This window comes from Oceanobacillus alkalisoli (assembly GCF_021556485.1).
In the GTDB taxonomy this organism is placed as follows: domain Bacteria; phylum Bacillota; class Bacilli; order Bacillales; family Amphibacillaceae; genus Oceanobacillus; species Oceanobacillus alkalisoli.
In genome coordinates this window covers 12,731-36,763 of record NZ_JAKGBW010000006.1, presented here as the reverse complement: position 1 = coordinate 36,763, position 24,033 = coordinate 12,731, and the positions used below count along the sequence as shown (strand labels likewise).

Here is a 24,033-nt window from a genome sequence, read left to right as displayed (position 1 = left end):
TTTTGGGATGAAGAAGTTAATTCTTATCATTGTATTTGTTCTTATGTTTGGCTGGGCGGTCTATGAGTTTGTTGGAGACTCCGATTCAGCAGCTATAGAAGAGGTAGAGAACACGTCTACAGCGGAAACAAGCGCCGAAGAAGGTGCGAGTGTATCGAGCAATATAGAAGTCGATGAGAGTAGCGGTAAGGAAGGATTGGATCTTGGTGATATGGCTCCTGACGTTAAGCTGAAGACATTGGAAGGGGAAGAGGTACAACTATCCGATTTCCGCGGGGAGCGTGTCATGCTGAATTTCTGGGGTACTTGGTGCCCGCCTTGCCGAGCAGAGATGCCAGATATGGAGAAATTCCATCAGAATACAGACATAAAGATTGTTGCAGTAAATTTAATTGAAACAGAGACGAGTCTTGATGATGTACATGAATTTATCGATGATTTTGGGCTCACCTTCTCGGTTTATACCGATGAAGGGAATGCTGCAACGGAAGCGTATCGCATTCAGCCGATTCCGACATCCTATTTAATCAACTCGGATGGAACGATTCATAATAAAGCTTTTGGTGCATTGAATTATGAATTGATGATTCAAGAGTTTGAAAAGATGAAATAATGTTCTATTTCTCATACAATGTGATAGAGGTGCCATATGATGAAACAGAATATATTAGTTGTTGAAGATGATGAAATGATCCGGAGGCTTGTAAAGATTTACTTGGAGAAAGCCGGATATGACGTATTGGAAGCAGCGGATGGTGAGGAAGCACAAGAAGTCTTTTTGACTCACCGTCCTTGCTTGATTATTCTTGATTTAATGTTGCCGAAGCTTAGTGGTGAAGAATTTTGTAAATGGGTGAAAGAGCGGGCGGGATATGAGGTTTCTGTTATCATGCTCTCTGCAAAAACGAAGGTGGAAGACCGGATTAATGGTCTGAAGATTGGTGCGGATGACTATTTGCCAAAACCGTTTGACCCAGATGAATTAATCGCGCATGTGGAAGCAGTTCTCCGCCGGACAGGCCAGTTTTGTCAAAAATTAATTTACGATGGATTATGTATTAAACCGCGAAAAGGAGAAGTCTTGTTATATGATGATGAACTCCATTTAACGAAACATGAATTTAATCTTCTTTATTACTTTATGGAAAATCCGAATGTCGTCTTATCGAGAGAAAAGCTGATTGATCAATTATATCCGAACGTGGATAAGACGGTATTGGATCGGACGATTGATGCGCATATTAAGAAGTTAAGAAGTAAAATTGAAGTCAATCCGTCAACTCCAACACGAATTCAAACGGTTCGAGGAATGGGGTATAAATTTGTCCATGAATAAAAAGAAGACATCCTTGTTACCGAAAAATTTTCTCTTTCGCTTAACTTTCATCAATATTTTTATCGTATCTATATTTATTGCTTTAAGCAGCTGGGCAGTCTACAATACGGCTTGTTTCCTTGTGGATAGTATGGGGACAATGACTGGAACGAATCAGACGAAATTCAATAAAACGCTTTATTATTATTTATGGATTTTCAGTTTAATCGCAATGATTACGGGGAGCATTGCCCATTTTTATTTAACGAAACGATTAATTCATCCGTTGAAGAGACTGATTGAATCAACGAAAAGTATGAAGAAAGGGAATTACCCGGAACCGATCGAGGTTACCTCAAGTGATGAAATAGGTCAGCTGACAAGTAACTTTAATGGCCTAGCTCATCAGTTGAAAAAGAATCATGAACAGCGGCAGAAATTAGTGATGGATTTATCACACGAGGTACGGACACCGCTTGCGAACTTAAACGGCTATTTATATGCGTTAAAAAATGGAGTAATTGAAGGCGACCCTGCTTTATATGAATCTCTTTATCAAGAATCAGAACGGCTGACAAAGATGATCACACAACTGGAGACGTTAAAGGAATGGGATTATATTTCCGAACAATCATTCTTTGAAAAAGAAATGGCTCCTATTGGCAAATTACTTCATGAAACGGTTAAAATGTTTGAATGGCAGTTGAAAGAGAAACAGATTGCAGTAGAAATCGATGCTGAAGATGCGGACTTATTAGTAGATAAAGAGGGAGTTTTGCAAGCAATTAGTAACTTGACTGAGAATGCGATTCGCTTTTATTCTGGCGAAGGTATCATTTCGATTAAAGGAGAAAGGTTAGCGAACGAATACTATATTGCGATTACTGGTCCAAGTTATCCGATTACGGAAAAAGAGGGAGAGAAGCTCTTTGAACGATTTTACCGAGTAGATCCTTCGCGAAGCCGTGATACGGGAGGTTCAGGCCTTGGCCTAAGTATTACGAAGGAAATTATTGAACAGCATAAAGGCGACATTGGTTGGAAGACTGATGAGGCTAAAAATACATTCTGGTTTACATTGCCTTTAGAAACTGCGTGCACTAGCAGGTAACTTGATAAAATGAAATATAGTGGGTACCATTATTTATACTTTAACTTTTGCATGCGCCTATAAACGCTCAACATATTCCTGTGCAGCCTCAGCAGCAATACTGCCATCTCCCGTAGCTGTGACAATTTGCCGAAGTGTTTTTTCGCGAATGTCTCCAGCAGCAAACAACCTTCTCATTTGCAAAAGCACGTTCTTGCAGGATTTTCTGTGCACGAAGTTCATCACGTCGGTGGACGATCATTACTTTCGAAGCGAATCTTGTTAAATACATTCCTTCTTCAACCGCAGAGTCTCCCCCGCCGATAACGACGAGCTCTTTATCTTTAAAGAAAGCACCATCTCATATGTCGTAATTATGATGCTACCGGTATTTTTAGTCACGGATCAAATACCTTTTTATAATAGTATTATAGATTACCTGTTTAATAATAAGTCCGCACTGTGAGAAAGTGCCGGGCACTTGTTTAATGAACATAGATAAATTGTATGAACTCCACCTCATATACTGGTGGTTTTTTTGTTTCAACCGCTAGCTCGCTCAACATTTGCAGAAAGGCGAGTATGTACCTTATAATGAATGACGGATTAAAAATCCCGTGGTTCGAGACCATCCCACGCTAAAAAACTAAGGGAGAGATGAAAATGAAAATAAGGACACTTGTTGTAAATGCGCTCGTTGCAGCGTTGTATATTGCGGTGTCTGTACTTGTTGTGCCTTTTGGTTTTACTCAGATTCAGTTTAGGATCTCGGAAATGTTCAACCACCTCATTGTCTTTGATAAGCGCTATTTCTTTGGAATAGTCGTCGGTGTCTTCCTTTATAACTATTTATTTTCACCGTTGGGCTGGTTTGATCTCGTGTTTGGTGTTGCACACTCGGCCATTTCACTTGGCATCATTGTGCTGCTCGGCAGATACATTAAAAACATATGGATATTACTCGCTGCAAATACAGCTGTTTTCTCCTTTAATATGTTTATTATTGCCTTCGAGCTAAATCTGGCACTTGAATTTCCATTCGCCATTACATGGTTTACAACAGCTGTCAGTGAGTTCATTGTTTTAGCTGTAGCGATTCCGATTATTTATGCTCTAAATAAACGGCTGAAATTTGATCAACTGATGAATCATAATAGACTGGCTCGTTAGCACAGAAGGCCGCAGTTTTTATGCTGCGGCTTTAGTTATATGAATGAATTTCATAATTACCAAAGTCGGCTTTCCCATCACCAAATGTAGTTGGGAACGAATCAACTACATTTGGTGATGCATTAAATACGTATTATGAAATTCATTAATATATAGGAAACTGTAAAAATGTTGTGGATAACTTAGATATTCAGGGTTAGCCACGTCCACTCTGTGCACAGCAACTAGCAAATCTTTTGATGGCACGAGCAATCTACAGTCCCAAACTTCACACTCCTCCAATCGATAAAGAAGACTCGGCCATTCGGTCTTTGTGAGGCTTAGTCGCTCTTATATCCTTGCGCCTTTGTTTATTAGAAAGACGTTATTCAGACGACATTTATACGACTTAATAACTGAACCTTTAAAAATATCTACAATTAATATAGTATTATATCAATAGACGACAAAAATTTTGAAAGTAGGGAAAGAATATGCGTTTTGAAACAAAAGCAATTCATGTAGGGCGAGGAATTGACCCGTTGACAGGGGCAGTTACAAGTCCGCTTCACTTATCTACTACATATGAACGAGCTGCAGATGGCTCGTATACAAATGATTTCATGTATAGCCGCGGTGATAATCCGAATCGGCGTGCGCTGGAAGAGTGCCTGACTTCGCTTGAAAATGGCTATGATTGTGTCACTTATGCTTCTGGGATGGCGGCAATTTCTTCTTTAATCGAAGCACTCCCAGAAGATTTACCACGCCGGATTGTGATGCCGGATGATATGTATTTTGGTATTCGGGCACTCATATCGGAGACGGATATTGGAAGGAGGTTTGATATAGTCGTCGTTGATATGACGGATCTTGCAGAAGTGGAAAAGGAAATTCACTCTGCACCAACTGGTCTCGTCTGGATGGAGACACCATCTAACCCACTTGTGAAAATAGTCGATATCGAAGCAATTACGAAAATTGCACAAAAAAGAGGGGCTTACACGGTCGTTGATAATACATGGCCGACTCCAGCACTACAGCGTCCGCTGACGTTTGGAGTAGACTTTTCCCTTCATTCCGTTACGAAATATATTGGCGGTCATAGTGATTTAATGGTTGGCGCGATAGTAGCTAAATCTGATAGCCCTTATTTAAAAAATTTACGTGCTTGGCAGCATGAAAAAGGTGCTGTCCCTTCGCCATTTGATTGCTGGCTCGCTCTGCGCGGTGTGCAGTCCTTATCACCCCGGATGAATGTACACTGTGCGAATGCTCTAGAACTATCGAAGTTTCTTGAGGCACATCCGAAAGTTGAAGCAGTCCATTACCCTGGTCTTCCTAGTCATGCAGGGCATAAGGTAGCTGCGAAACAAATGAGTTCATTCGGTGGGATGTTATCATTCCAAGTAAAAGGCGGAGAGGAAGAAGCAATGGGAGTCGCTGCGAAGGTGAAAATATTCACCCGTGCAACAAGTTTAGGTGGGACACACAGTCTCATTGAACATCGTGCCTCTGTTGAAAAAGATAGAACAATGGCTCCCCTGAATTTATTGCGTGTGTCTGTTGGAATCGAAAATATAGAAGATCTGAAAGAAGATTTAACACAGGCATTAGAATAATTACGTGAAGAATCGTAGGTAGTATGGAGGCAGCAATACATGGGTCTAGATTCAGAGAAAATAGAAAGAAATGCGAAAATTAGTTTTTTATTAGTTGCAGGAATTATGCTATTTGCTTCTAACTTGCGTGTCCCGATCACATCAATTGGCTCCCTTGTACCCGTTATCCGCGATAATTTAGAAGTGAGTAGTTCGATTATGGGTTCCATTTCAACATTGCCACTGCTCGCATTTGCATTTGTTTCTCCTTTTGTACCTAAATTAGCGAACCGGATCGGCATGGAGAAGACGATATTTTTAGCGATGATGCTATTAGGTCTTGGGATTGTTGTGCGGTCTGCTAATGGAATCAGTACATTATTTATTGGAACCGCGTTGATTGGTATTACGATTGCATTTGGAAATGTGTTGCTTCCAGGTTTAATAAAAATGCGCTTTCCATTTAAAGTAGGCTTAATGACCGGTCTTTATACGATATTCATGAATATATTTGGTGCACTAGCTTCTGGAGTTAGTGTACCTTTATCGAATATTGAAGGTTTTGGCTGGAGAGTTTCATTAGGAATATGGGTCACATTAATCCTGATTGCTATCATTTTTTGGTATCCGCAAGTAAGAAATCCACAGCCTCAACCTGAATTAAAGCTTGAACAGAAGAAAGCAAAAATGTGGACTTCTGCTACTGCTTGGTATGTAACGATTTTCATGGGTTTTCAATCATTGATGTACTTTACCCCGCTAACCTGGCTGCCTGATATTTTGCAGTCTCACGGATTTTCGCTCAGCCAGGCAGGCTTGATGATTTCGGTGATGTTGTTAGGCCTTATTCCAGTGAACTTTATCATCCCGGTGCTCGCAGACCGGATGAAGAATCAAAAATTATTAGGAGCGTTTACGGGGATCGTTTTCTTCCTTGGTTCAGCAGGATTATTTAGCAGCAATCTTAGTATTCTTATTATTTCCGCTCTACTAATTGGAGTTGGATGTGGAAGTGGCTATAGCTTATCGATGATGTTCTTTACATTACGAACTAAAAATGGTTACGAAGCTTCTGATTTATCCGGGATGGCCCAATCGATTGGCTATCTTATCGCAGCGACCGGGCCAATTGCATTCGGCGGATTTTATGATGTAACGGGCAGCTGGACGGCGCCGATTATCATACTAATGGCGATTGGAATAATTATTGTGATAACGGGAGTGCTCGCAGGCCGGGATATCGTTATTGACAGTTATTAATGGAGGTAACAGGATGCTGAAAGAACAAGTCGATATTGCCGTACCGACAGCTTTTTTTGAAGATGAATCATTAGATTTGGAAGGAACGATCAACCATATTAGAAATCTTGATGGACAAAGAGTTAAATCTGTACTAGAATTCAGCACAACAGGAGAACAGCATAGTCTAAGCAGCAAGGAGAAGCATAGCTTGAGGTCATGTTAAATGAGACTCAAGCTATTTCTATTTAAAAAAACAAATTCCGGGTACTCTATAATAGAAGCTATTTTAAGCTCGGAAAGCAGTATAATCTTTTGATTAATTTAACAGTTGACTTGTAGGACGTCCAATCATATACTTGGGTTGTAGGACAACTGAAAGGGTTTTCTTAAGTGATGTTATTCATGTGGATTATATGAATGGAATGGAGCAATTGAAAAATCATCTATATAATGAAAAGGAAGGTGCTTTAAAGTGAGAATGGTGGATGTTCTTGAAAAGAAACGTGATGGTTATGAATTAACAAAAGAGGAAATTAACTTTGTAATTGAAGGGTATACGAATGGTGAAGTCCCGGATTATCAAATGTCAGCATTCTTAATGGCTGTTTATTTCCAGGATATGACAACAGAAGAGCGGGTAAATTTAACGAAAGCGATGGTTGAATCTGGAGATCAAGTTGATTTATCAGAAATTGATGGTGTGAAAGTCGATAAGCACTCTACTGGAGGGGTAGGAGATACAACAACATTAATTCTTGCCCCTCTTGTAGCTGCTGTAGGTGTCCCGGTTCCGAAAATGTCTGGTCGTGGTCTTGGTCATACCGGTGGCACGGTTGATAAGCTGGAATCCATTGCAGGATTTCAGGTTGAAATCGACCCGAAAACGTTCATTAAACTTGCGAATAAAAACAAAGTCGCCGTTGTCGGCCAAAGCGGTAACTTAACACCTGCTGATAAAAAAATTTATAGCTTGCGGGATGTAACGGCTACGGTAAATGCAATTCCCTTAATCGCAAGTTCGATTATGAGTAAGAAAATCGCTTCCGGTGCAGATGCAATTGTCTTGGATGTGAAGACAGGCTCTGGTGCTTTCATGAAGACATTGGAAGATTCCAAGGAATTGGCTCATGCGATGGTGCAAATCGGAAATGGTGCTGGAAGAGAAACGATCGGTGTTATTTCAGATATGAACCAGCCGTTAGGTTTTGCAGTTGGTAATGCGCTTGAAGTCAAAGAAGCGATTGATACTTTAAGAGGAGAAGGACCAGTTGATTTACATGAACTCTGTCTTGAGCTTGGTAGCCGTATGGTTTATCTCGGGAAGAAAGCAGATTCCATCGAACAAGCGAAAGAAATGCTTGAAGAAGCAATCAAGTCCGGAAAAGCGATTGAAACATTTAAAACAATGATTGCGGCACAAGGCGGGGATGCATCGATTGTCGATGAACCGGAAAAACTACCTAAAAGCTCTTACACTTTTGAAGCGGAAGCGAAGGAAGATGGATTTGTCTCGGAAATCATTGCAAACGAAATTGGGATTGCAGCAAGTTTACTTGGAGCAGGACGCTTAACGAAGGAATCCGAAATCGACTTAGCAGTTGGTCTGGTATTGAATAAAAAGATCGGTGATGAAGTGAAGAAAGGTGAGTCCCTTGTAACGATTCATAGTAACCAGGAAGATGTAGCGGAAGTAATGGAGAAGATTTACGATTCTTATTCCGTTTCAAAAGAAAAGGTTGAAAAGAACCAGCTAATTTATGATATCATTTACGAATAAAAAATAGAGTTAACCAACAGATAAACATAAAGGAGTGACCGATAATGAAACATGCATTTAAGCGGGTATTTATAGTTGTGATGGATTCCGTTGGTATCGGAGAAGCGCCGGATGCTGAAAAATATAATGATGTAGGAGCGGACACTCTCGGTCATATTGCCGAGCATATGAATGGAATTCATATGCCGAATATGGCGAAATTAGGGTTAGGTAACATCCGTTCTTTTAAAGGTATTGAACCTGCAGAAAATCCACTTGCCCATTACACAAAAATGGAAGAAGCATCTGCTGGAAAAGATACGATGACGGGACACTGGGAGATTATGGGCCTTTACATTGATACCCCGTTCCGGACGTTTCCGGACGGTTTCCCAGATGAAATCATTCAAAAGATAGAAGAGAAATCCGGTCGGAAAGTGATTGCAAATAAACCAGCGTCAGGAACGGAAATCATTGAAGAACTAGGGAAAGAACATATGGAAACAGGGGCGCTGATCGTCTACACATCAGCAGACTCTGTGTTGCAAATCGCGGCACATGAAGACATTGTCCCGCTGGAAGAGTTATATGAAATCTGTAAGTATGCTCGTGAGGTGCTAAATGATCCGGAGTATATGGTCGGTCGTGTGATTGCCCGTCCATTCATCGGTGAAGCAGGCAGCTTCGAGCGGACAGCAAACCGTCATGACTATGCTTTAAAACCATTCGGACGAACAGTCATGAGCGAATTGAAAGATGCGAATTATGACGTGCTGGCGATTGGTAAAATTTCTGACATTTTTGATGGAGAAGGTGTAACCGAATCGATCCGGACTGTCTCTAATATGGATGGTATGGATAAATTACTCGAAACGATGGATATGGACTTTACTGGCTTGAGCTTTTTGAACTTGGTTGACTTTGATGCGAAGTTCGGTCATCGCCGCGACCCTCAAGGATATGGTGAGGCATTGGAAGAATATGACGCGCGACTTCCGGAAGTCTTTGATAAATTAAGGGAAGATGATTTACTGATCATTACAGCAGACCATGGCAATGATCCTGTTCATCATGGAACAGACCATACGCGGGAGTATGTCCCGTTAATCGTTTACCATAAAGGAATAACAGCAGGAAAAGAATTACAAGTACGGGGGACGTTTGCTGATATTGGTGAGACAGTTGCGGATAACTTCCAAGTTAAAAGCCCTGAATATGGGAAGAGCTTTTTAGACGATATAAAGTGAGGTGGAGAGACATGAATAAAGAATCGATTGTAAAAGCGGTACATGTTATTGAAGAAAAATTAACAAAACGCCCGGAGATTGGGCTCATTCTCGGATCTGGCCTTGGTGTTCTCGCAGATGAGATTAAAGATCCAGTGAATATCTCATACGCAGATATTCCAGGGTTTCCGGTCTCGACGGTAGTAGGTCATGCCGGGCAGCTTGTCATTGGCGAACTCGAAGGGAAAACGGTGCTCGCCATGCAAGGGCGTTTCCATTTTTATGAAGGTTATGGGTTAGATGAAGTGACATTCCCTGTGCGCGTGATGAAGCAGATCGGTATCGATAAAGTCATTGTCACGAACGCTGCAGGTGGGGTGAATGCAGATTTTGAAGCGGGCGATTTAATGCTGATTACCGATCACATTAATAATGTTGGAATAAATCCGCTAATTGGTCCGAATGATGAAGACTTAGGAGTTCGTTTCCCGGATATGTCTACTGCTTATGCCTCTGATTATCAACAACTGGCAGAGCAGGTCGCCCGGGATTTAGACATTAACCTGCAAAAGGGCGTTTACGTCTGGAACAGTGGACCGAGTTATGAAACACCAGCAGAAATTCGCATGCTGCAAAAAGTAGGCGGAGACGCGGTAGGGATGTCGACGGTTCCAGAAGTAATTGTAGCCCAACATAGTGGAATGAAAGTACTTGGGTTATCCTGTATTTCAAATATGGCTGCAGGTATCTTAGATCAACCTTTATCTCATGAAGAAGTAATTGAAACGACTGAAAAAGTGAGAGAGGATTTCCTTAAACTCGTTAAAGGAATCGTGAACAAATTACCAGGTGAATGAATTTCATAATTACCAAAGCATTAAATACGTATTATGAAATTAATTAAGGTACGAAAATTTAAGAAGAGGTGGAAGAGATGACGAACAATATAGCAAAAATGATTGACCATACATTACTGAAAGCAGATTCCGTGAAGGATCAGATCGTAACACTTTGTAAGGAAGCTAGGGAGTATAACTTTTTCTCAGTGTGTGTCAATCCAACTTGGGTGAAAGAGGCAGCGAAGCAATTAGAAGGATCAGATGTTGAAGTCTGCACGGTTATCGGCTTCCCATTAGGTGCCAGTACACCGGAAACAAAAGCATTTGAAACTAAAGATGCAATTGCAGATGGAGCGACCGAAGTAGATATGGTTATTAATATCGGCGAATTAAAAGCAGGAAACGATAAAGCAGTAGAAAATGACATCCATTCGGTTGTAAATGCCGCAAAAGGTAAAGCGCTAGTCAAAGTAATTATTGAAACGAGTCTCCTTACAGACGAAGAAAAGGTTCGTGCTTGCGAGCTTTCTGTTAAAGCAGGCGCAGATTACGTAAAAACTTCAACTGGATTTTCTACTGGAGGAGCAACCTTGGAAGATGTGAAACTCATGCGTGAAACAGTGGGACCGGATATTGGCGTGAAAGCCTCCGGTGGTGTGCGTGATAAAGAAGATGCACACGCAATGATTGAAGCCGGTGCTAGTCGAATCGGTGCAAGTTCCGGAATTAAAATAGTCACGGAATAAGCGAATAGAAGAACAGACTGGGCGGGTCGAGGGATTTTAAAAAGGAAGTAGACAGATTGAAAGAAAGATTAAATCGAATAACTGGAGTTTATGATAAAGGATCAAACGTAAAAACTGAGATTCTGGCAGGTCTGATTTCATTCTTTGCGATTGTTTACATTATTGTGGTGAATGCGACGATACTTTCGGATGCTGGGATTCCGATTGAAGGTGCGGTCTGGGCGACGATTTTAACGTCGATGTTCGGCTGTTTCATTGTCGGGTTTGGTGCGAATGTACCTCTAATTCTCGTGCCGGGTATGGGTTTGAACGCGATGTTCACGTATACGTTCGTCCATGCCATGGGGTTAACGTGGCAAGAAGCATTGGCGGTTGTATTTGTAGCAGGGCTTGTTTTTGTTCTCATATCATTTACACGATTAGCGACGATACTTGCTCAGTCGATTCCAGGGACGTTAAAAGAGGCTATTACGGTTGGTTTAGGACTGTTCCTTGCACTTATTGGTTTAGAGAAGAGCCATATTATAGTGCACGGTGAACATTCCATCATTGCGCTTGGTGATATCGGGAGCCTCGAAGTGTTGGCATTTGTGCTTACATTTATTATAGCGCTTGGATTATTTCTCCGTAGCATGCCGGGACATTTTCTTATCACCATCTTTGTCGGTACAATGATTGCTTGGATGTTTGGTCTGATTGATTTTAATCAGGCAGAGGGGGCTGATTTATCCTTAGCTGATTACGCAGGTGTTTTCAATGCGATGTCTTTTGATGGAATCAGGTCCCTTACATTTTGGATTGCTGTATTTTCCCTGACGATGGTCCTTGTGTTTGAAAATATTGGTCTCGTAGGTGGCCAACTGAAACAAGCAAAAAGGGATGAACAATATACGCCGGCGATTCGTTCGATTTCCATATCGTCTATGTTGAGTGGACTATTTGGTACGAGTCCGACTGTGTCCACAGTTGAAGGGACCGCTGGGATTGCGGCAGGTGGTAGGACGGGTATTACTTCTATAGTTACCGGCCTACTGTTTCTTGTGGCATCCCTTTTTATCCCGGTTATCAAGTTAATTCCAAGTACAGCGATATCGCCAATTCTCATTATTATTGGTGGGCTGATGGTGCTCAATATTAAAAACATCAACTTTAAAGATTTGTCAGATGCATTTCCAGCATTCATCATTATAATGATGATCCCATTCACATACAGTATCGCAGATGGAATCGCATTTGGATTCATTGCCTATCCAATAGCAAAAATTGCTGTAGGGAAACGCAAAGAAGTATCCATGCCGTTATACATCATTACCCTGTTGTTCATTATTAATTTTGTATTACAGGCGATATAATGGAACAAAGGCGGAAGCGCCCTTGCAGGTTAAAAACGCGATCGTCTTCGCAACACCTGCACTAGCACATCCTGTAGTCGCAGCAACGTACAAACTGTGCCTCCAGGATGGGAGGTAGTTCGATGTTGCCCCAGGAAGGGGCGAACTTAATCGAACCTCCTTTTTACCGGAAGGAAGATAAAGGAAACATGCCCCTTTAGGGGGAGACGTGAGTTGGGCTTTAGCCCGAATTTAAACGGCCCTCCTTTCGTTATGAGCCGATGTTGACTTTCACCACAAGGGTATAAGTGCGACTAAGCCTCACAAAGACCGAACGGCTAAGTCTTCTTTATCGATTGGAGGAGTGTGAAGTTTGATAGTTGCTGGGCGCAGAGCGGACGTGGCTCGTGCTAGCCATTTTAGTTATCCAACTCCCCCCTTTATTTTAATTATCGGACTTTGTTAATTGTATTGAAAGCGTTCTGACCATGCTATACAATATGAAAATGGAGAGGAGAGCGCTCACGTGAAAAGTCACTATCAGAAACCCCGTTACTTGATTGTCATCGAACAAATCAGAGAAAAGATAAATAATGGTGAATTAGAGCCTGGGGAACAGTTACCATCCGAAACAGCGTTAGCAAAGGCACTAGGTGTATCAAGAAACACATTACGGGAAGCATTACGAATACTCGAGGAAGAAAATATTGTTATTCGTAAACATGGGATTGGAACATTCGTTAATCGGGTACCTGTTTTTCAAGGTGGTATTGAAGAACTATTCAGTATTACCGAATTGATCGAAAGAGAAGGAAAAATTCCAGGAACAGAGATTTTGTTTACTGGTTACGTTGAGCCGCATCGGGATGATGTCGAAGAACTAGAATTAGAAGAGGACGAGCAGGTATTCTTAGTGAAGCGTGTTCGAACAGCGGATGAAGTCCCTTTGGTTTATTGTATTGATAAAGTTCCGGATAGTATTCTTCATAAAAGGTATAAACTAAGAGAAGAATCAATTTTCAACTCATTAAGAGATGCTGGCATTGTGATTAATCACGCCGAATCTAAGATTAATACGATCGCCTATCACGACGAAATATCAAAAATCATGAATTGTGACCAACATACGCCGCTACTCGTGTTGCGACAAGTGCATTTTGATGAGTTGAACCGTCCCGTACTTTATTCGATTAACTATTTTCGTTCCGACCAAATTACATTTAACGTATTAAGGAAAAGGATATAAACGAGCGGCTTTTTAAATAAGCATGGTATGCTTCCAGAACTCTGGAAGCAAAATTTAGCAGTTTACTTGTAGGACGTCCAATCATGCACAGATAAATGACAAAAGTTAGAATAAATTTTTATATTATGTAAGCTGTTTCAATGAAACGGCAAAATAAAGGAGGAAAAATAATGGACATTATCCTTGGTATCGTAGGGATTGCCGTTATCCTTGGCTTAGCATATCTTGTTTCCAATGATAAGAAGAACATTAATTTAAAAGGTATCGGAATTATGCTGGCCTTACAGCTGCTTATTACGTGGTTCATGTTCGCGACTGAAATTGGGGCCATTATTATTAATGGTATTTCTGCTGTCTTTAATAAGCTGATTGAATTCGGACATGAAGGGATTGGATTCGTTCTTGGTGGATTTGAACTCCAAGAAGGTGGCGTCTTCTTCTTCAACGTACTATTACTTATTGTATTCTTTGCCACACTTCTTTCCGTTTTAAACTATTTAAAAATATTACCAACGATTATTAAATGGGTCGGTGGCTTGGTATCTAAGATTACCGGGATTCCAAAAATTGAATCCTTTAACGGAGTAAACAGTATCTTTTTCGGACAATCAGAAGCTTTACTTGCAATTAAAACCCAGTTTCATCATTTAACGAGTAATCGACTCTATATGGTTAGTGCTTCTGCAATGAGTTCGGTATCAGCTTCCATTGTTGGAGCATATATTCAAATCTTGCCGGCAGAGTATATTCTTGTATCTTTACCACTTAATATGTTTGGTGGCTTAATCATTGCATCGATTATTGCTCCAATTAATGTTCCGAAAGAAGAAGATGTGGTGGATGTTCAAGATGTCAGTACAGATAAGAGTGTATTTGAAGCAATGGGAAATGGTGCACTCGACGGTGGTAAAATTGCTTTAATCGTTGCCGCTAACCTGATTGCATTTATCGCAGCATTGGAATTAGTCAACTGGTTAATTCAATTTGTTTTAGCAGGTGTTACACTCCAACAAATCTTAGGATATATCCTTGCGCCGCTATCCTTCTTAATGGGAATTGCGCCAAGTGAAATTATTGAAGCGGGTTCCATTATGGGAACGAAGATTGTTACAAATGAATTCGTTGCGATGCTTGAATTCCAGCCATTAATGGAAACTATGTCTGAGAAAACGATTGGGATCGTCAGTGTTTTCCTAACGAGCTTTGCTAACTTCTCATCCATTGGAATTATTGCTGGAACAGTGAAAGGGATTGACGGGGAAAAGGCAAGTGTTGTTTCCGGATTCGGTATGAAGCTTCTATTTGGTTCTATTCTTGTTTCGATTCTTTCAGCTACAATTGCAGGTCTTTTCCTATAATTGTATTAGATAAAATATTCTAAATCAGCTAGAAATCATCGGTAAAAAGATGACTTCCAGCTGATTTTTATTTTCTTTTCTTCATAACGTAAACTGAACCCCGTCAAGAGGGGCTAGGTAGCTTAGGAAAATAATCCCTCACTTACCTGCTAAAGTGCATGAGGGATTATTTTTTACTCAAACATTCTTTTTATTAAATCGAAAAGCTCTGGAGTAGAGGAAACCGTACTCGTTGCGATATTATCCTCTCGTTTTTCATTTCTTGGGTTAAACCAAATCGAATTCCAGCCTGCTTCCCGAGCGCCAATAATATCATTCGGATAACTGTCTCCAATATACCAAGTTGTTGCTTTATCAAGTTGGAATCTCTCTTCCGCCAGTTGAAAGATTCCTTTGTCTGGTTTAGCAATGCCTTCTTCCCCGGAAACGAAAATCTTTTCTGGTGTAAAATACGTTTCTAAACCAAGATTTTTTATTTTATTACGCTGATGGAATTTTGGTCCATTCGTTATGATGATGCTTAAAACTTCTTTCTCAATTAGAAAATCCAAAATTTCGGTAATTAAGGGATAAACTACAATTGCTTGCTGATACTGTTCATACGTTTTTTGAAAAACAATCGCTTGTTCCTCGTTAACCTCCAATCCTAATTGTTGAAGTGTTTCTTTAATCCGGAAAATATGCGATTGTTCCAATGTCCAAATTTGATTCTTCTCTTTAACGAAAGCTATTTCACCATTTATCTGAAATATCTCATGGAACTTCCAAAAATCGATTCGGTTGTCTTGGATAAATCCTTGGAAGGCTTTCTTGAGCGGTTGTGCTCGGTCATAGAGCGTGTCATCTAAATCAAAAGCTAATGTATAAATTCAAATTCTCTCCTTCAATTCTAGACAAGTTTATTTGTTAATCTCCCAATGTTTTCAATCGTTACTTCCATTTCATCCCCGGCTTGCAGCCATGTTTGATTTTCTGGTGCGTATCCTAAAATAACGCCTTCTGGAGTACCAGAGAAGATAACATCCCCTGGTTTTAGTGTCATATATCGGGAAATATAACTAATTAAGGTTGCACAATTGAAAATCATTTGTTCCGTGTTGCTGGATTGTCTAACCTCACCATTGATTTTACACTCAATATTCAGTTTTGTCGGGTCAAGCGCATCACTTGTAACGAGATAAGGCCCAATTGGAGCAAACCCGTCAAGCGTTTTTCCGAGCATCCATTGTCCCGTCTTCATTTGCAAGTCCCGAGCAGATACGTCATTTCCGACACTATATCCATATACATAGGACAGTGCCTCAGCTTCCGTAACGTTGCGGGCTTCTTTTCCAATTACAATAACAAGCTCTGCTTCATAGTCATATTTTTCAGCAGATTTAGGTAAGGGAATCGTTTGTTTATGCCCGGTCAGTGCATTATTAAATTTACTGAAGAGCACAGGAGATTCTGGTATTGCCATATCTGCTTCTTCTGCATGAGAAATGTAGTTTAATCCGACACATAAGATTTTTTCCGGGTTGAGAACGACAGAGTCGAAGGAAACATCCTCTTCATGTAAGAAAAAGGATTGTTTACTTGTTTCAAGAGCGGCAATAACACGGGCTAGTTGTTTTTCTCCTTCTTTTCCAGAACGAATTAATTCATCGATCGTTTGTGGAAGTGGCAAGCTATTTAGCATGGCGGCTCCACTTAAATTAAAAAGTCCTTCTTCTGTTTTAAGGCTGAGCACTCGTTTGTTGTTTTTAATTACATGGCCTAGTTTCATTGTTATATTTCCTCCTTTGTTCGGTTTATGTAAAACTTTCATAATTAAATGGTAACATTTTTGGTAAGAATTTAAGAGAGGGAAATGCGAAACGCCTCATTATATACTTAATTTTTGCATTAATAAACTTTATAAAGAGGACGACTAATCAAGTTCCGTTGCTGATTTAGCATAATTATGATAAAATTATGCTAAAATAATGGTGGGGTGATAACATGCCATATATTAGACCAGTATCGGATTTACGAAATAATTTTTCTGAAATTTCAAGGGTTGTGCACGAGTCGTCGGAACCAATCTTTTTGACAAAACATGGTTATGGAGACATGGTTGTGATGAGTATGGAAGCATATGAAAAAAAAATATTTGAAAGTGAAGTATATTTTAAGTTAAGAGAGGCAGAGTTACAAGCTAAGTCAACGGAAAAACGATATCCACATGAAGAAGTGTTTTCAGATTTAAGGTCTAAACTTGCTAAAAAGGTTAGCGAAGATGTATGATTTGAAATATTTGCCCCTTGCATTAGGTGATATAGAATATATAATTAATTATATTTCTGATCATCTTCAAGCTCCACAGGCTGCTCTCGATTTACTGGATACTTTAGATGAATCTATATTTAGGCTCAAACAATTACCTTATTCCTGTAAGGTATATCAGCCTGTAAGAGAAATGGAAAACGAATATAGGATTTTATTAGTTAAGAATTACGCCGTTTTTTATACAGTTACTGAAGAAACGGTTGAAATTCACAGAGTTGTATATGCAAAAATGGATTTGACAAAAGTAATAAAGTAATTGTTGGTTTAAGCGGAAAAGACCTGGAAATCCTATGAATAAAGGGGATTTACAGATATCTTCTTTTATCTCACACTAATCATCCAGCAACTTTTTGGGCTCTTCCTAAACTTTTAGGCCACTTCTATCCCTAGACATCCTGCTGACTATTCATCTTTTTTCACCGAATACCTGATCCATAATGTACCACGCTCCAGCTCTATAACGGATTCGAGTTTAAAAGCGGTTGGTTTAATACTGGAATATGGCTCCTTCGCAACAAAGAAGCGATTACCTTTGGATGAGCATTTGCGATAGGAGCAAGAATCATGCTCACTTCATCAACAAGTCCATTTTGGATGAAAGATCAATTGATCGTTATGGAAAGTGAAGAAATGCAGGCGATACTCGTTTAACAGAAGAAGAATTGCATGTCATCAATGAAATTTTAAATAAGTAGGGAATAGATAAGGGTTGTCTTACGAATATAGTAGGCAACCCTATTTATATTAGATAGCTTTTTTCGAGACTTGTTTGGTCTCATCATCCTGTTCTTTAAAGATAAAATAAAGTGCACCAATCATTAAGATGATTCCTGCTAAACGCTTCATGCTGAATGGGGTGAGATCACTGGCAAACCAACTGAAATGATCAATCATCATACTCGCTGCCAACTGGCCGATAACGATTGTCGTGGTCGTAGCTGTAACGCCGATTTTGAGAGACGAAAAAGCCAATACAAAAACAAAGATGAGACCGAATATGGCGCAGATCCATTGCCAGGGAGGTGCTTCCGTGAGCTTGAATATGTTTCCTTCGCCTAGAACAATAACGACAATGCTTAAGAAAATACTTCAGGTGAAAAAGGAGAGGTATGTACTTTCTATCGATCCTATTTTTTTGCCTAAATATCCATTAAGTGCAGCTTGCAGACTTACAAATATACCGCCTATTAAAGGTAGTAAAACGGTCATTCTATTCACCTTCCTATACAATTAGAAATAAGGAGCCAGCTAATAAAATAATAGAGATGAACCGATTACGATTAAATTTAATTGTGGGCGCACCAAGCCAGCCGTGGTGGTCGATCACAATATTGGGTATAGGGTATGTCGTCAGCTGTCTTTTGTCAATTCGTATACATTTCTATTTCTCATCTTATTTATTCATTGAGTTGTTTTCAGAAATATCCTACAATATGGAGTATTAAATTTGAATTTAACGAAATGCAGGAGGGATTGGAAAATGGAAAGCATTATCCATTTGAAAAATGTGATTTGGAGAAGAAATAGACAAGAAATATTGAAGAATATCAATTGGAAAGTGAATCCAGGCGAACATTGGTGTATTTTAGGATTGAATGGTTCAGGGAAGACTTCAATATTAAATGTTGTAACAGGATATGATTATCCGACAGCAGGAGCCGTTTCCGTTCTTGGAAATGAATTTGGTAAGACGAATATCCCTGAATTAAGGAAACGAATCGGTTATGTCAGTAATTCACTTGGGCAATTTTCCCAAAGCTTGAACAGGGAAAAAGTCGAAAATATCGTCGTAAGCGGGAAGTTTGCTTCTATCGGATTATATGAAGAAGTGCAGCGAAAGGACTGGGAAAAAGCGGATGAATTACTGTCCACTTTGCGTTTAAGTTACGTTAGCGGGAAACACTATCAAGATCTATCCCAAGGAGAACAGAGACGTGTGTTAATCGCTCGGGCATTGATGGCTGATCCTGAGATTTTAATTTTAGATGAGCCATGTTCCGGGCTTGATGTATTATCGAGGGAAGAAGTGCTGGATCTCATGAATGATATTAATAAGAGGGATTGTCATTTACTTTATGTGACACATCATATTGAAGAAATAGTGGAAGCAATTTCTCATGTTTTGCTTGTCCGTGATGGTGAATTTGTTGCAGCTGGGCCAAAACAAGAAGTGCTTACCGATGAATTATTATCAGAAACATTTAAAATTCCTGTCACGGTTCGCTGGGAAGATGAGCGTCCATGGTTGACCATTCCGAAAATCAAAGAGCATGGAGTGAATTAGTAATCCCGCATAAATGAATGTTTTGGTTGTATGAGGTTACGATGAATCCGTTTCATCCTTTAAAATATATGTTTTTGCCGGAATTTGCGATTTGAGTATGTTGGCAAGTAACGGTAAGCTTTTAACTTGTACGTTGTTTCTCGTAGTAAACAAATTTTAAATAGGAGAAACGAAACTAACTTAAGGGGTGTTAATTTGGATTTCAAGAAGTTGAAACATGCAGGTTTAATTTTAGGGATTCTAATCACATTGCTGCTTGCAGCATGTGGTGATTCAGAGGAAGGTGCGGGTACAGATGATGGTACCGCAGACAGTAACGGGGATGTTGATTATGGAGAAGCGGTCGATTACACGATTACAGGTATTGAACCAGGAGCAGGTATCTCTGTTACGACAGAGGCTGCGATTGAAGAATATGATAATCTGCAAGGCTGGAATGTAGCATTATCATCAACCGGTGCAATGATGACAGAACTGGATAATGCAATCCGCAATGAAGAGCCGATTGTTATTACCGGATGGAACCCGCATTGGATGTTTGCGGCACACCCAGATATGAAATACTTGGAAGATCCGCTAGAAGTTTATGGTGGAGAAGAGAGTATTCATTCGATGAGTAGACTCGGGTTTGAAGAAGACCAACCAGAAGCTTACAAGATGATTGATCAGTTTGAATGGAATGTGGAAGATATGGAAGAAATTATGTATAAAGCGGAAGAAACCGGTGAGGATATCGATCAAATTGCTGCACAATGGGTAGAAGATAACGCAGATAGAGTTTCGGCTTGGTCTGAAGGCGTGGAAGATGTCGATGGTGTAGAAGTTTCGCTCGTATCCACACCGTGGGATTCTGAACGTGCATCTTCAGGAGTTTTAAAAGCAGCTATGGAACAGAAAGGTTTTGAGGTAGAGGTAACGGAAGTGGATGTTGCCATTGTATTCGAATCCCTGGCAACAGGAGATGCAGATGCTACATTAGCGGCATGGTTACCTCTCACGCACAGTGAATTCCATGAATCATATAAAGATGATATTGTAGATATGGGAGCGAACCTAGTCGGCGCAAAAATTGGTCTTGTTGTACCAAAGTATATGGATGTCGACTCTATTGAGGATCTAAGCCCTAATAACTAATCTAACGTTTAAAAGATCAGGACTGGCTATTTTATGTCGTCCTGGTCTTTTTTTGGCAGATAAGAAAGTATAAATCCTTTCTTACTGCATAAGTGCAACTAAGGCATTCGCCTAAAGACTTGGCGAATGCCAAGTTTTCTGTTTCACACCAAATTACGACAAATACGAATGTTAATCTCTGAATCTAAAATAACATTCGGGTTCTGTTGACAAAGAGTGACAGTGAGAGTAGAATGGTTTTATAATTAAATGCAATTGCGTATAATTTCGGGAATATGGCCCAAAGTTTCTACCAAACCACCGTAAACGGTTTGACTACGCAGGATGTTTAATGAAGCTTCCATTGGCTATCATTATTCTATTCTTGTTGTTTTGGTAGACGCTCCTTATCCGAGCGTTTTTTTGTTTTTATTACGCATTAACGGTCTGTAATACCTCCCACTGAATGAAGTTTTACTCTATTAGACTCATTATTTATTAAAGGAGAAGGGGATAGTTCGAGCTAGATTTCCGTTCGCAACGCATTTTTCAATTTAGGAGGAAAAATGGAATGAAAAAGTATTTTCAGTTTGAAGAGCTCGGCACAAGCTACAAAACAGAATCCATTGCCGGACTGACAACATTCCTGGCAATGGCTTATATTCTTTTTGTGAACCCAGCAACGCTTTCAGCTGCAGGAATGCCTGAAGGAGCTGTGTTTACTGCAACAGCAGTCGCCGCTGCAGTAGGGACACTAACAATGGGTGTGCTTGGGAAATATCCTGTCGCGCTTGCACCGGGAATGGGTCTGAACGCATTCTTCGCATATACCGTTGTTTTACAATATGGAATACCTTGGGAAACTGCTCTAGCAGGAGTTCTCGTATCTGGAGTCATTTTTATCTTCTTATCTTTATCTGGTTTAAGAGAAATTATTATTAATGCAATCCCTGCAAACTTAAAACTTGCGGTAGGTGCAGGTATTGGCTTATACATTGCTTTTATCGGTTTATCAAGTGCCGGAATTGTGGTTGCGAATGAAGCGACCCTCGTTGGTCTAGGAAACTTAAGGGATCCGAATGTGCTGCTTACGATTTTCGGTCTGATTGCGGCCGTTGTTTTACTTACAAGAGGTGTTAAAGCGGGAATTTTTTACGGAATGATTCTGACGGCAATTGTTGGGATGATCTTCGGTTTAATACCTGTCCCACAAGGGATTGGTGACATTGTTGGGAGTGTGCCGAGCTTAGCACCTACATTTGGTCAAGCATTCATTAATTTCGGCGATATCTTCACAATTGAAATGCTTATCGTTATTTTAACGTTCTTATTCGTTGATTTCTTTGACACAGCGGGCACATTAGTTGCAGTTGCAACACAAGCTGGACTAGTGAAAGACAATAAACTTCCGCGTGCGGGTAGAGCTTTACTTGCAGACTCAGCAGCAACAGTCGTGGGTGCGGTTGTCGGGACATCAACAACGACGTCTTACGTGGAATCTACAGCCGGTGTTGGTGCGGGTGGACGAACTGGTTTTACATCTGTCGTAACAGCAGGACTTTTCCTGTTGGCTTTATTCTTCTCTCCGCTCCTTGCAATCGTAACAAGTGCAGTTACTGCTCCCGCATTAGTCATTGTCGGAGTCATGATGGCGTCACAGCTTAAGAATATTGAGTGGGACCGGTTTGAAGTTGCTGTTCCTTCCTTCTTTATTGTGCTGATGATGTCTCTCACCTATAGTATTGCAACAGGTATTGCGATTGGTTTCATATTCTATCCGATTACGATGATTGTGAAGGGAAAAGCGAAAGAAATTCACCCGATCATGTACGGATTATTCGTTACCTTTATTTTATATTTTATTTTCCTAAGTTAATAGTATTTAATGAATTTCATAATACGTATTTAATGCTTCACCATCACCATATGTAGTTGAGTTGGCTTGATCCCCAACTGCATATGGTGGCGGAGGAGCCGAGTTTGGTAATTATGAAATTCATTCTATTGAGAAAGGTCGGACCTCCAGCAGGTTCGGCTTTTTTTGGATATGTAATAATTACGAATGAAAGATGATACAATATAATGTAGGGGGGAGCGATGATGAAACCTTTAATTGGTGTAGTGCCTGGAATGGAATTAAATGAGAAACATTATAAAATAACGAAGAATAATATGCTCGCAATTGAACAAGCGGGAGGTATCCCTCTTGTGCTATCTTATTTAACAAATTCAGCTATGATAGATGAAGTGATAGAACGGATTGACGGACTGTTTTTAACCGGTGGGGATGATGTTGATCCGATTTATTTTGATGAGGAACCACATTTGCATCTTGGTCCGTTTATCCCAGAGCGCGATGCATTTGAAATGAAAATTACGCGGGAAATATTAGCGAAAGATAAACCGATACTTGGAGTGTGTAAGGGCGCGCAAATGTTGAACCTTGCAGCTGACGGAGATATGTATCAGGATATTCACAGGCAGCTAAAGGGTGAGTTGATCCAACATAGTCAAAAAGCTGCCAATTATGCGCCGATTCATACGGTCGAATTAATGAAAGGCTCTTTGATTCATCGCTTGGCCGGAGAGAAAACGATTCGGGTGAATAGCTATCATCATCAGGCCAATCGTAAGCCTGGTAAACATTTCATCATTAGTGGGAAAGCGCGTGACGGTGTTGCTGAAGTAGTGGAAAGTACGGTTCATCGCTTTGCATTAGGCGTTCAGTGGCATCCGGAACATATGAAAGATGTCGTGTCGAAAAAAATATTTCGTGGATTTGTTGCAGTGTGTGAAGAGGGAAAAGGAGAAGGAGCAAAGGCTTGAGAAAAATGAAATTCCCAAGCCTTGGCTTTAATTTTTAGTTGCAATGTTCCAGTGTGTTTCGATAAATTCATCTCGTCCAGATTCGGCCCGGTCTTTTTCGTATGCTTCTTTTTCTTTCATATAGAAATCTTGATGGTATTCTTCTGCTGGATAAAAATGAGCCGCCGGAAGGATTTCGGTGACAATTGGTTTCTTAAAGATTCCGCTTGCCGCTAGCTTTTCTTTTGATGCTTCAGCTTTTTTTTGTTGCTCAGGAGTCGTGTGAAAAATTGCTGCCCGGTATTGGCTACCGCGATCATGGAATTGGCCACCTGAATCCGTTGGGTCGATTTGCTTCCAATATAAATCAAGAATGGTGTCATAGCTTATTTTCTCAGGGTCGAATGTGATTTCAACTGCTTCATAATGGCCAGTTTCCCCTGTTTTTACTTGTTCATAGGTTGGATTATCTATTTGTCCACCCGTATAACCGGAGACAACTTCATGAACACCATCCCACGAGTCAAACGGTTTTACCATGCACCAGAAGCAGCCTCCTGCAAATATTGCTTTTTCAATAGCCATATCTTTGCCTCCAAGTCTTTCGGTTTCTTTCTAACAT

General features: G+C 40.2%; 23 protein-coding genes, 2 pseudogenes and 2 riboswitches. Of the genes and pseudogenes, 20 read left to right on the top strand and 5 right to left on the bottom strand.

Annotated elements, in window-relative coordinates; translation table 11 throughout:
• Positions 1–7: 7 nt before the first annotated feature.
• From LZD48_RS07695 to LZD48_RS07685, 3 genes are read left to right on the top strand one after another with little or no spacing between them, the layout of a single operon-like run.
• Complete coding sequence (locus tag LZD48_RS07695; RefSeq protein WP_235762157.1) at positions 8–613, top strand: redoxin domain-containing protein; 606 nt, start codon at positions 8–10, stop codon at positions 611–613.
• Between the two features lie 39 nt (positions 614–652).
• Positions 653–1,336 (top strand): response regulator transcription factor, encoded by a 684-nt coding sequence (locus LZD48_RS07690; RefSeq protein WP_235762156.1) that lies wholly within the window; start codon positions 653–655, stop codon positions 1,334–1,336.
• Positions 1,329–2,426 carry a HAMP domain-containing sensor histidine kinase gene (locus LZD48_RS07685; protein WP_235762155.1) on the top strand — a complete coding sequence of 366 codons (1,098 nt, stop codon included), beginning with the start codon at positions 1,329–1,331 and terminating at the stop codon, positions 2,424–2,426. The genes LZD48_RS07690 and LZD48_RS07685 overlap by 8 nt, the downstream gene beginning before the upstream one ends.
• A 57-nt stretch (positions 2,427–2,483) precedes the next feature.
• Here the strand turns inward: LZD48_RS07685 and LZD48_RS07680 are convergent.
• Positions 2,484–2,766 (bottom strand): annotated as a pseudogene (locus LZD48_RS07680) (NAD-binding protein); the annotation flags it as partial.
• A gap of 250 nt (positions 2,767–3,016) precedes the next feature.
• A riboswitch (PreQ1 riboswitch) is annotated at positions 3,017–3,061 on the top strand.
• A gap of 7 nt (positions 3,062–3,068) precedes the next feature.
• On the opposite strand from LZD48_RS07680, the gene LZD48_RS07675 reads away from it, so the two are divergent.
• The 11 genes from LZD48_RS07675 (at position 3,069) to LZD48_RS07625 (ending at position 14,899) form a co-directional block, all read left to right on the top strand.
• Complete coding sequence (locus LZD48_RS07675; protein WP_235762154.1) at positions 3,069–3,575, top strand: QueT transporter family protein; 507 nt, start codon at positions 3,069–3,071, stop codon at positions 3,573–3,575.
• Between the two features lie 473 nt (positions 3,576–4,048).
• The gene (locus tag LZD48_RS07670) at positions 4,049–5,176 is read left to right on the top strand and encodes a trans-sulfuration enzyme family protein (protein WP_235762153.1); all 1,128 of its coding nucleotides are present in this window, start codon (positions 4,049–4,051) and stop codon (positions 5,174–5,176) included.
• 39 nt (positions 5,177–5,215) lie between these two features.
• Positions 5,216–6,415 carry a CynX/NimT family MFS transporter gene (locus LZD48_RS07665; protein WP_235762152.1) on the top strand — a complete coding sequence of 400 codons (1,200 nt, stop codon included), beginning with the start codon at positions 5,216–5,218 and terminating at the stop codon, positions 6,413–6,415.
• Between the two features lie 13 nt (positions 6,416–6,428).
• On the top strand, positions 6,429–6,620 hold the full coding sequence (locus LZD48_RS07660; RefSeq protein WP_235762151.1) for a hypothetical protein: 192 nt from the start codon (positions 6,429–6,431) through the stop codon (positions 6,618–6,620).
• Positions 6,621–6,869: 249 nt separating this feature from the next.
• On the top strand, positions 6,870–8,174 hold the full coding sequence (locus LZD48_RS07655) for a pyrimidine-nucleoside phosphorylase (RefSeq protein ID WP_235762150.1): 1,305 nt from the start codon (positions 6,870–6,872) through the stop codon (positions 8,172–8,174).
• A gap of 44 nt (positions 8,175–8,218) precedes the next feature.
• On the top strand, positions 8,219–9,400 hold the full coding sequence (gene deoB, locus LZD48_RS07650) for a phosphopentomutase (protein ID WP_235762149.1): 1,182 nt from the start codon (positions 8,219–8,221) through the stop codon (positions 9,398–9,400).
• An 11-nt stretch (positions 9,401–9,411) separates the two neighbouring features.
• On the top strand, positions 9,412–10,236 hold the full coding sequence (locus tag LZD48_RS07645) for a purine-nucleoside phosphorylase (RefSeq protein ID WP_235762148.1): 825 nt from the start codon (positions 9,412–9,414) through the stop codon (positions 10,234–10,236).
• Positions 10,237–10,313: 77 nt separating this feature from the next.
• Positions 10,314–10,964 (top strand): deoxyribose-phosphate aldolase, encoded by a 651-nt coding sequence (gene deoC / locus LZD48_RS07640; protein ID WP_235762147.1) that lies wholly within the window; start codon positions 10,314–10,316, stop codon positions 10,962–10,964.
• A gap of 56 nt (positions 10,965–11,020) precedes the next feature.
• Positions 11,021–12,316 (top strand): NCS2 family permease, encoded by a 1,296-nt coding sequence (locus LZD48_RS07635; RefSeq protein ID WP_235762146.1) that lies wholly within the window; start codon positions 11,021–11,023, stop codon positions 12,314–12,316.
• 505 nt (positions 12,317–12,821) lie between these two features.
• Positions 12,822–13,541 (top strand): GntR family transcriptional regulator, encoded by a 720-nt coding sequence (locus LZD48_RS07630; protein ID WP_310739798.1) that lies wholly within the window; start codon positions 12,822–12,824, stop codon positions 13,539–13,541.
• A gap of 170 nt (positions 13,542–13,711) precedes the next feature.
• A complete protein-coding gene (locus tag LZD48_RS07625) occupies positions 13,712–14,899 on the top strand; it encodes a NupC/NupG family nucleoside CNT transporter (protein ID WP_235762145.1) in 1,188 nt (395 codons plus the stop codon).
• A gap of 173 nt (positions 14,900–15,072) precedes the next feature.
• Here the strand turns inward: LZD48_RS07625 and LZD48_RS07620 are convergent, their stop codons facing one another.
• Both LZD48_RS07620 and LZD48_RS07615 read right to left on the bottom strand, forming a co-directional pair.
• Positions 15,073–15,768, bottom strand: coding sequence for an HAD family hydrolase (locus LZD48_RS07620; protein WP_235762293.1), 696 nt, complete (start codon positions 15,766–15,768; stop codon positions 15,073–15,075).
• 20 nt (positions 15,769–15,788) lie between these two features.
• Positions 15,789–16,667, bottom strand: coding sequence for a fumarylacetoacetate hydrolase family protein (locus LZD48_RS07615; RefSeq protein ID WP_235762144.1), 879 nt, complete (start codon positions 16,665–16,667; stop codon positions 15,789–15,791).
• Positions 16,668–16,882: 215 nt separating this feature from the next.
• Here LZD48_RS07615 and LZD48_RS07610 point away from each other — a divergent pair, with 215 nt between their 5' ends.
• Positions 16,883–17,167 carry a type II toxin-antitoxin system Phd/YefM family antitoxin gene (locus tag LZD48_RS07610; RefSeq protein ID WP_235762143.1) on the top strand — a complete coding sequence of 95 codons (285 nt, stop codon included), beginning with the start codon at positions 16,883–16,885 and terminating at the stop codon, positions 17,165–17,167.
• Positions 17,160–17,465: a type II toxin-antitoxin system RelE/ParE family toxin gene (locus LZD48_RS07605; protein WP_235762142.1), complete on the top strand. Its 306-nt coding sequence runs from the start codon at positions 17,160–17,162 to the stop codon at positions 17,463–17,465. The genes LZD48_RS07610 and LZD48_RS07605 overlap by 8 nt, the downstream gene beginning before the upstream one ends.
• Positions 17,466–17,953: 488 nt before the next feature.
• Here LZD48_RS07605 and LZD48_RS07600 read toward each other — a convergent pair.
• A pseudogene (locus LZD48_RS07600) lies at positions 17,954–18,418 on the bottom strand (DMT family transporter).
• A 271-nt stretch (positions 18,419–18,689) separates the two neighbouring features.
• On the opposite strand from LZD48_RS07600, the gene LZD48_RS07595 reads away from it, so the two are divergent.
• The 4 genes from LZD48_RS07595 to LZD48_RS07580 all read left to right on the top strand — a co-directional run bounded on the left by LZD48_RS07595 (position 18,690) and on the right by LZD48_RS07580 (position 23,432).
• On the top strand, positions 18,690–19,493 hold the full coding sequence (locus LZD48_RS07595) for an ABC transporter ATP-binding protein (RefSeq protein ID WP_235762141.1): 804 nt from the start codon (positions 18,690–18,692) through the stop codon (positions 19,491–19,493).
• 195 nt (positions 19,494–19,688) lie between these two features.
• A complete protein-coding gene (locus tag LZD48_RS07590; RefSeq protein ID WP_235762140.1) occupies positions 19,689–20,627 on the top strand; it encodes a glycine betaine ABC transporter substrate-binding protein in 939 nt (312 codons plus the stop codon).
• 237 nt (positions 20,628–20,864) lie between these two features.
• A riboswitch (purine riboswitch) is annotated at positions 20,865–20,965 on the top strand.
• Positions 20,966–21,177: 212 nt separating this feature from the next.
• Positions 21,178–22,482 (top strand): NCS2 family permease, encoded by a 1,305-nt coding sequence (locus tag LZD48_RS07585; protein WP_235762139.1) that lies wholly within the window; start codon positions 21,178–21,180, stop codon positions 22,480–22,482.
• A 224-nt stretch (positions 22,483–22,706) separates the two neighbouring features.
• The gene (locus tag LZD48_RS07580) at positions 22,707–23,432 is read left to right on the top strand and encodes a gamma-glutamyl-gamma-aminobutyrate hydrolase family protein (RefSeq protein ID WP_235762138.1); all 726 of its coding nucleotides are present in this window, start codon (positions 22,707–22,709) and stop codon (positions 23,430–23,432) included.
• 27 nt (positions 23,433–23,459) lie between these two features.
• On the opposite strand, the gene msrA is transcribed toward LZD48_RS07580, so the two are convergent.
• Positions 23,460–23,996, bottom strand: a complete 537-nt coding sequence (gene msrA, locus LZD48_RS07575) for a peptide-methionine (S)-S-oxide reductase MsrA (protein WP_235762137.1) — start codon at positions 23,994–23,996, stop codon at positions 23,460–23,462.
• Between the last annotated feature and the right edge of the window lie 37 nt (positions 23,997–24,033).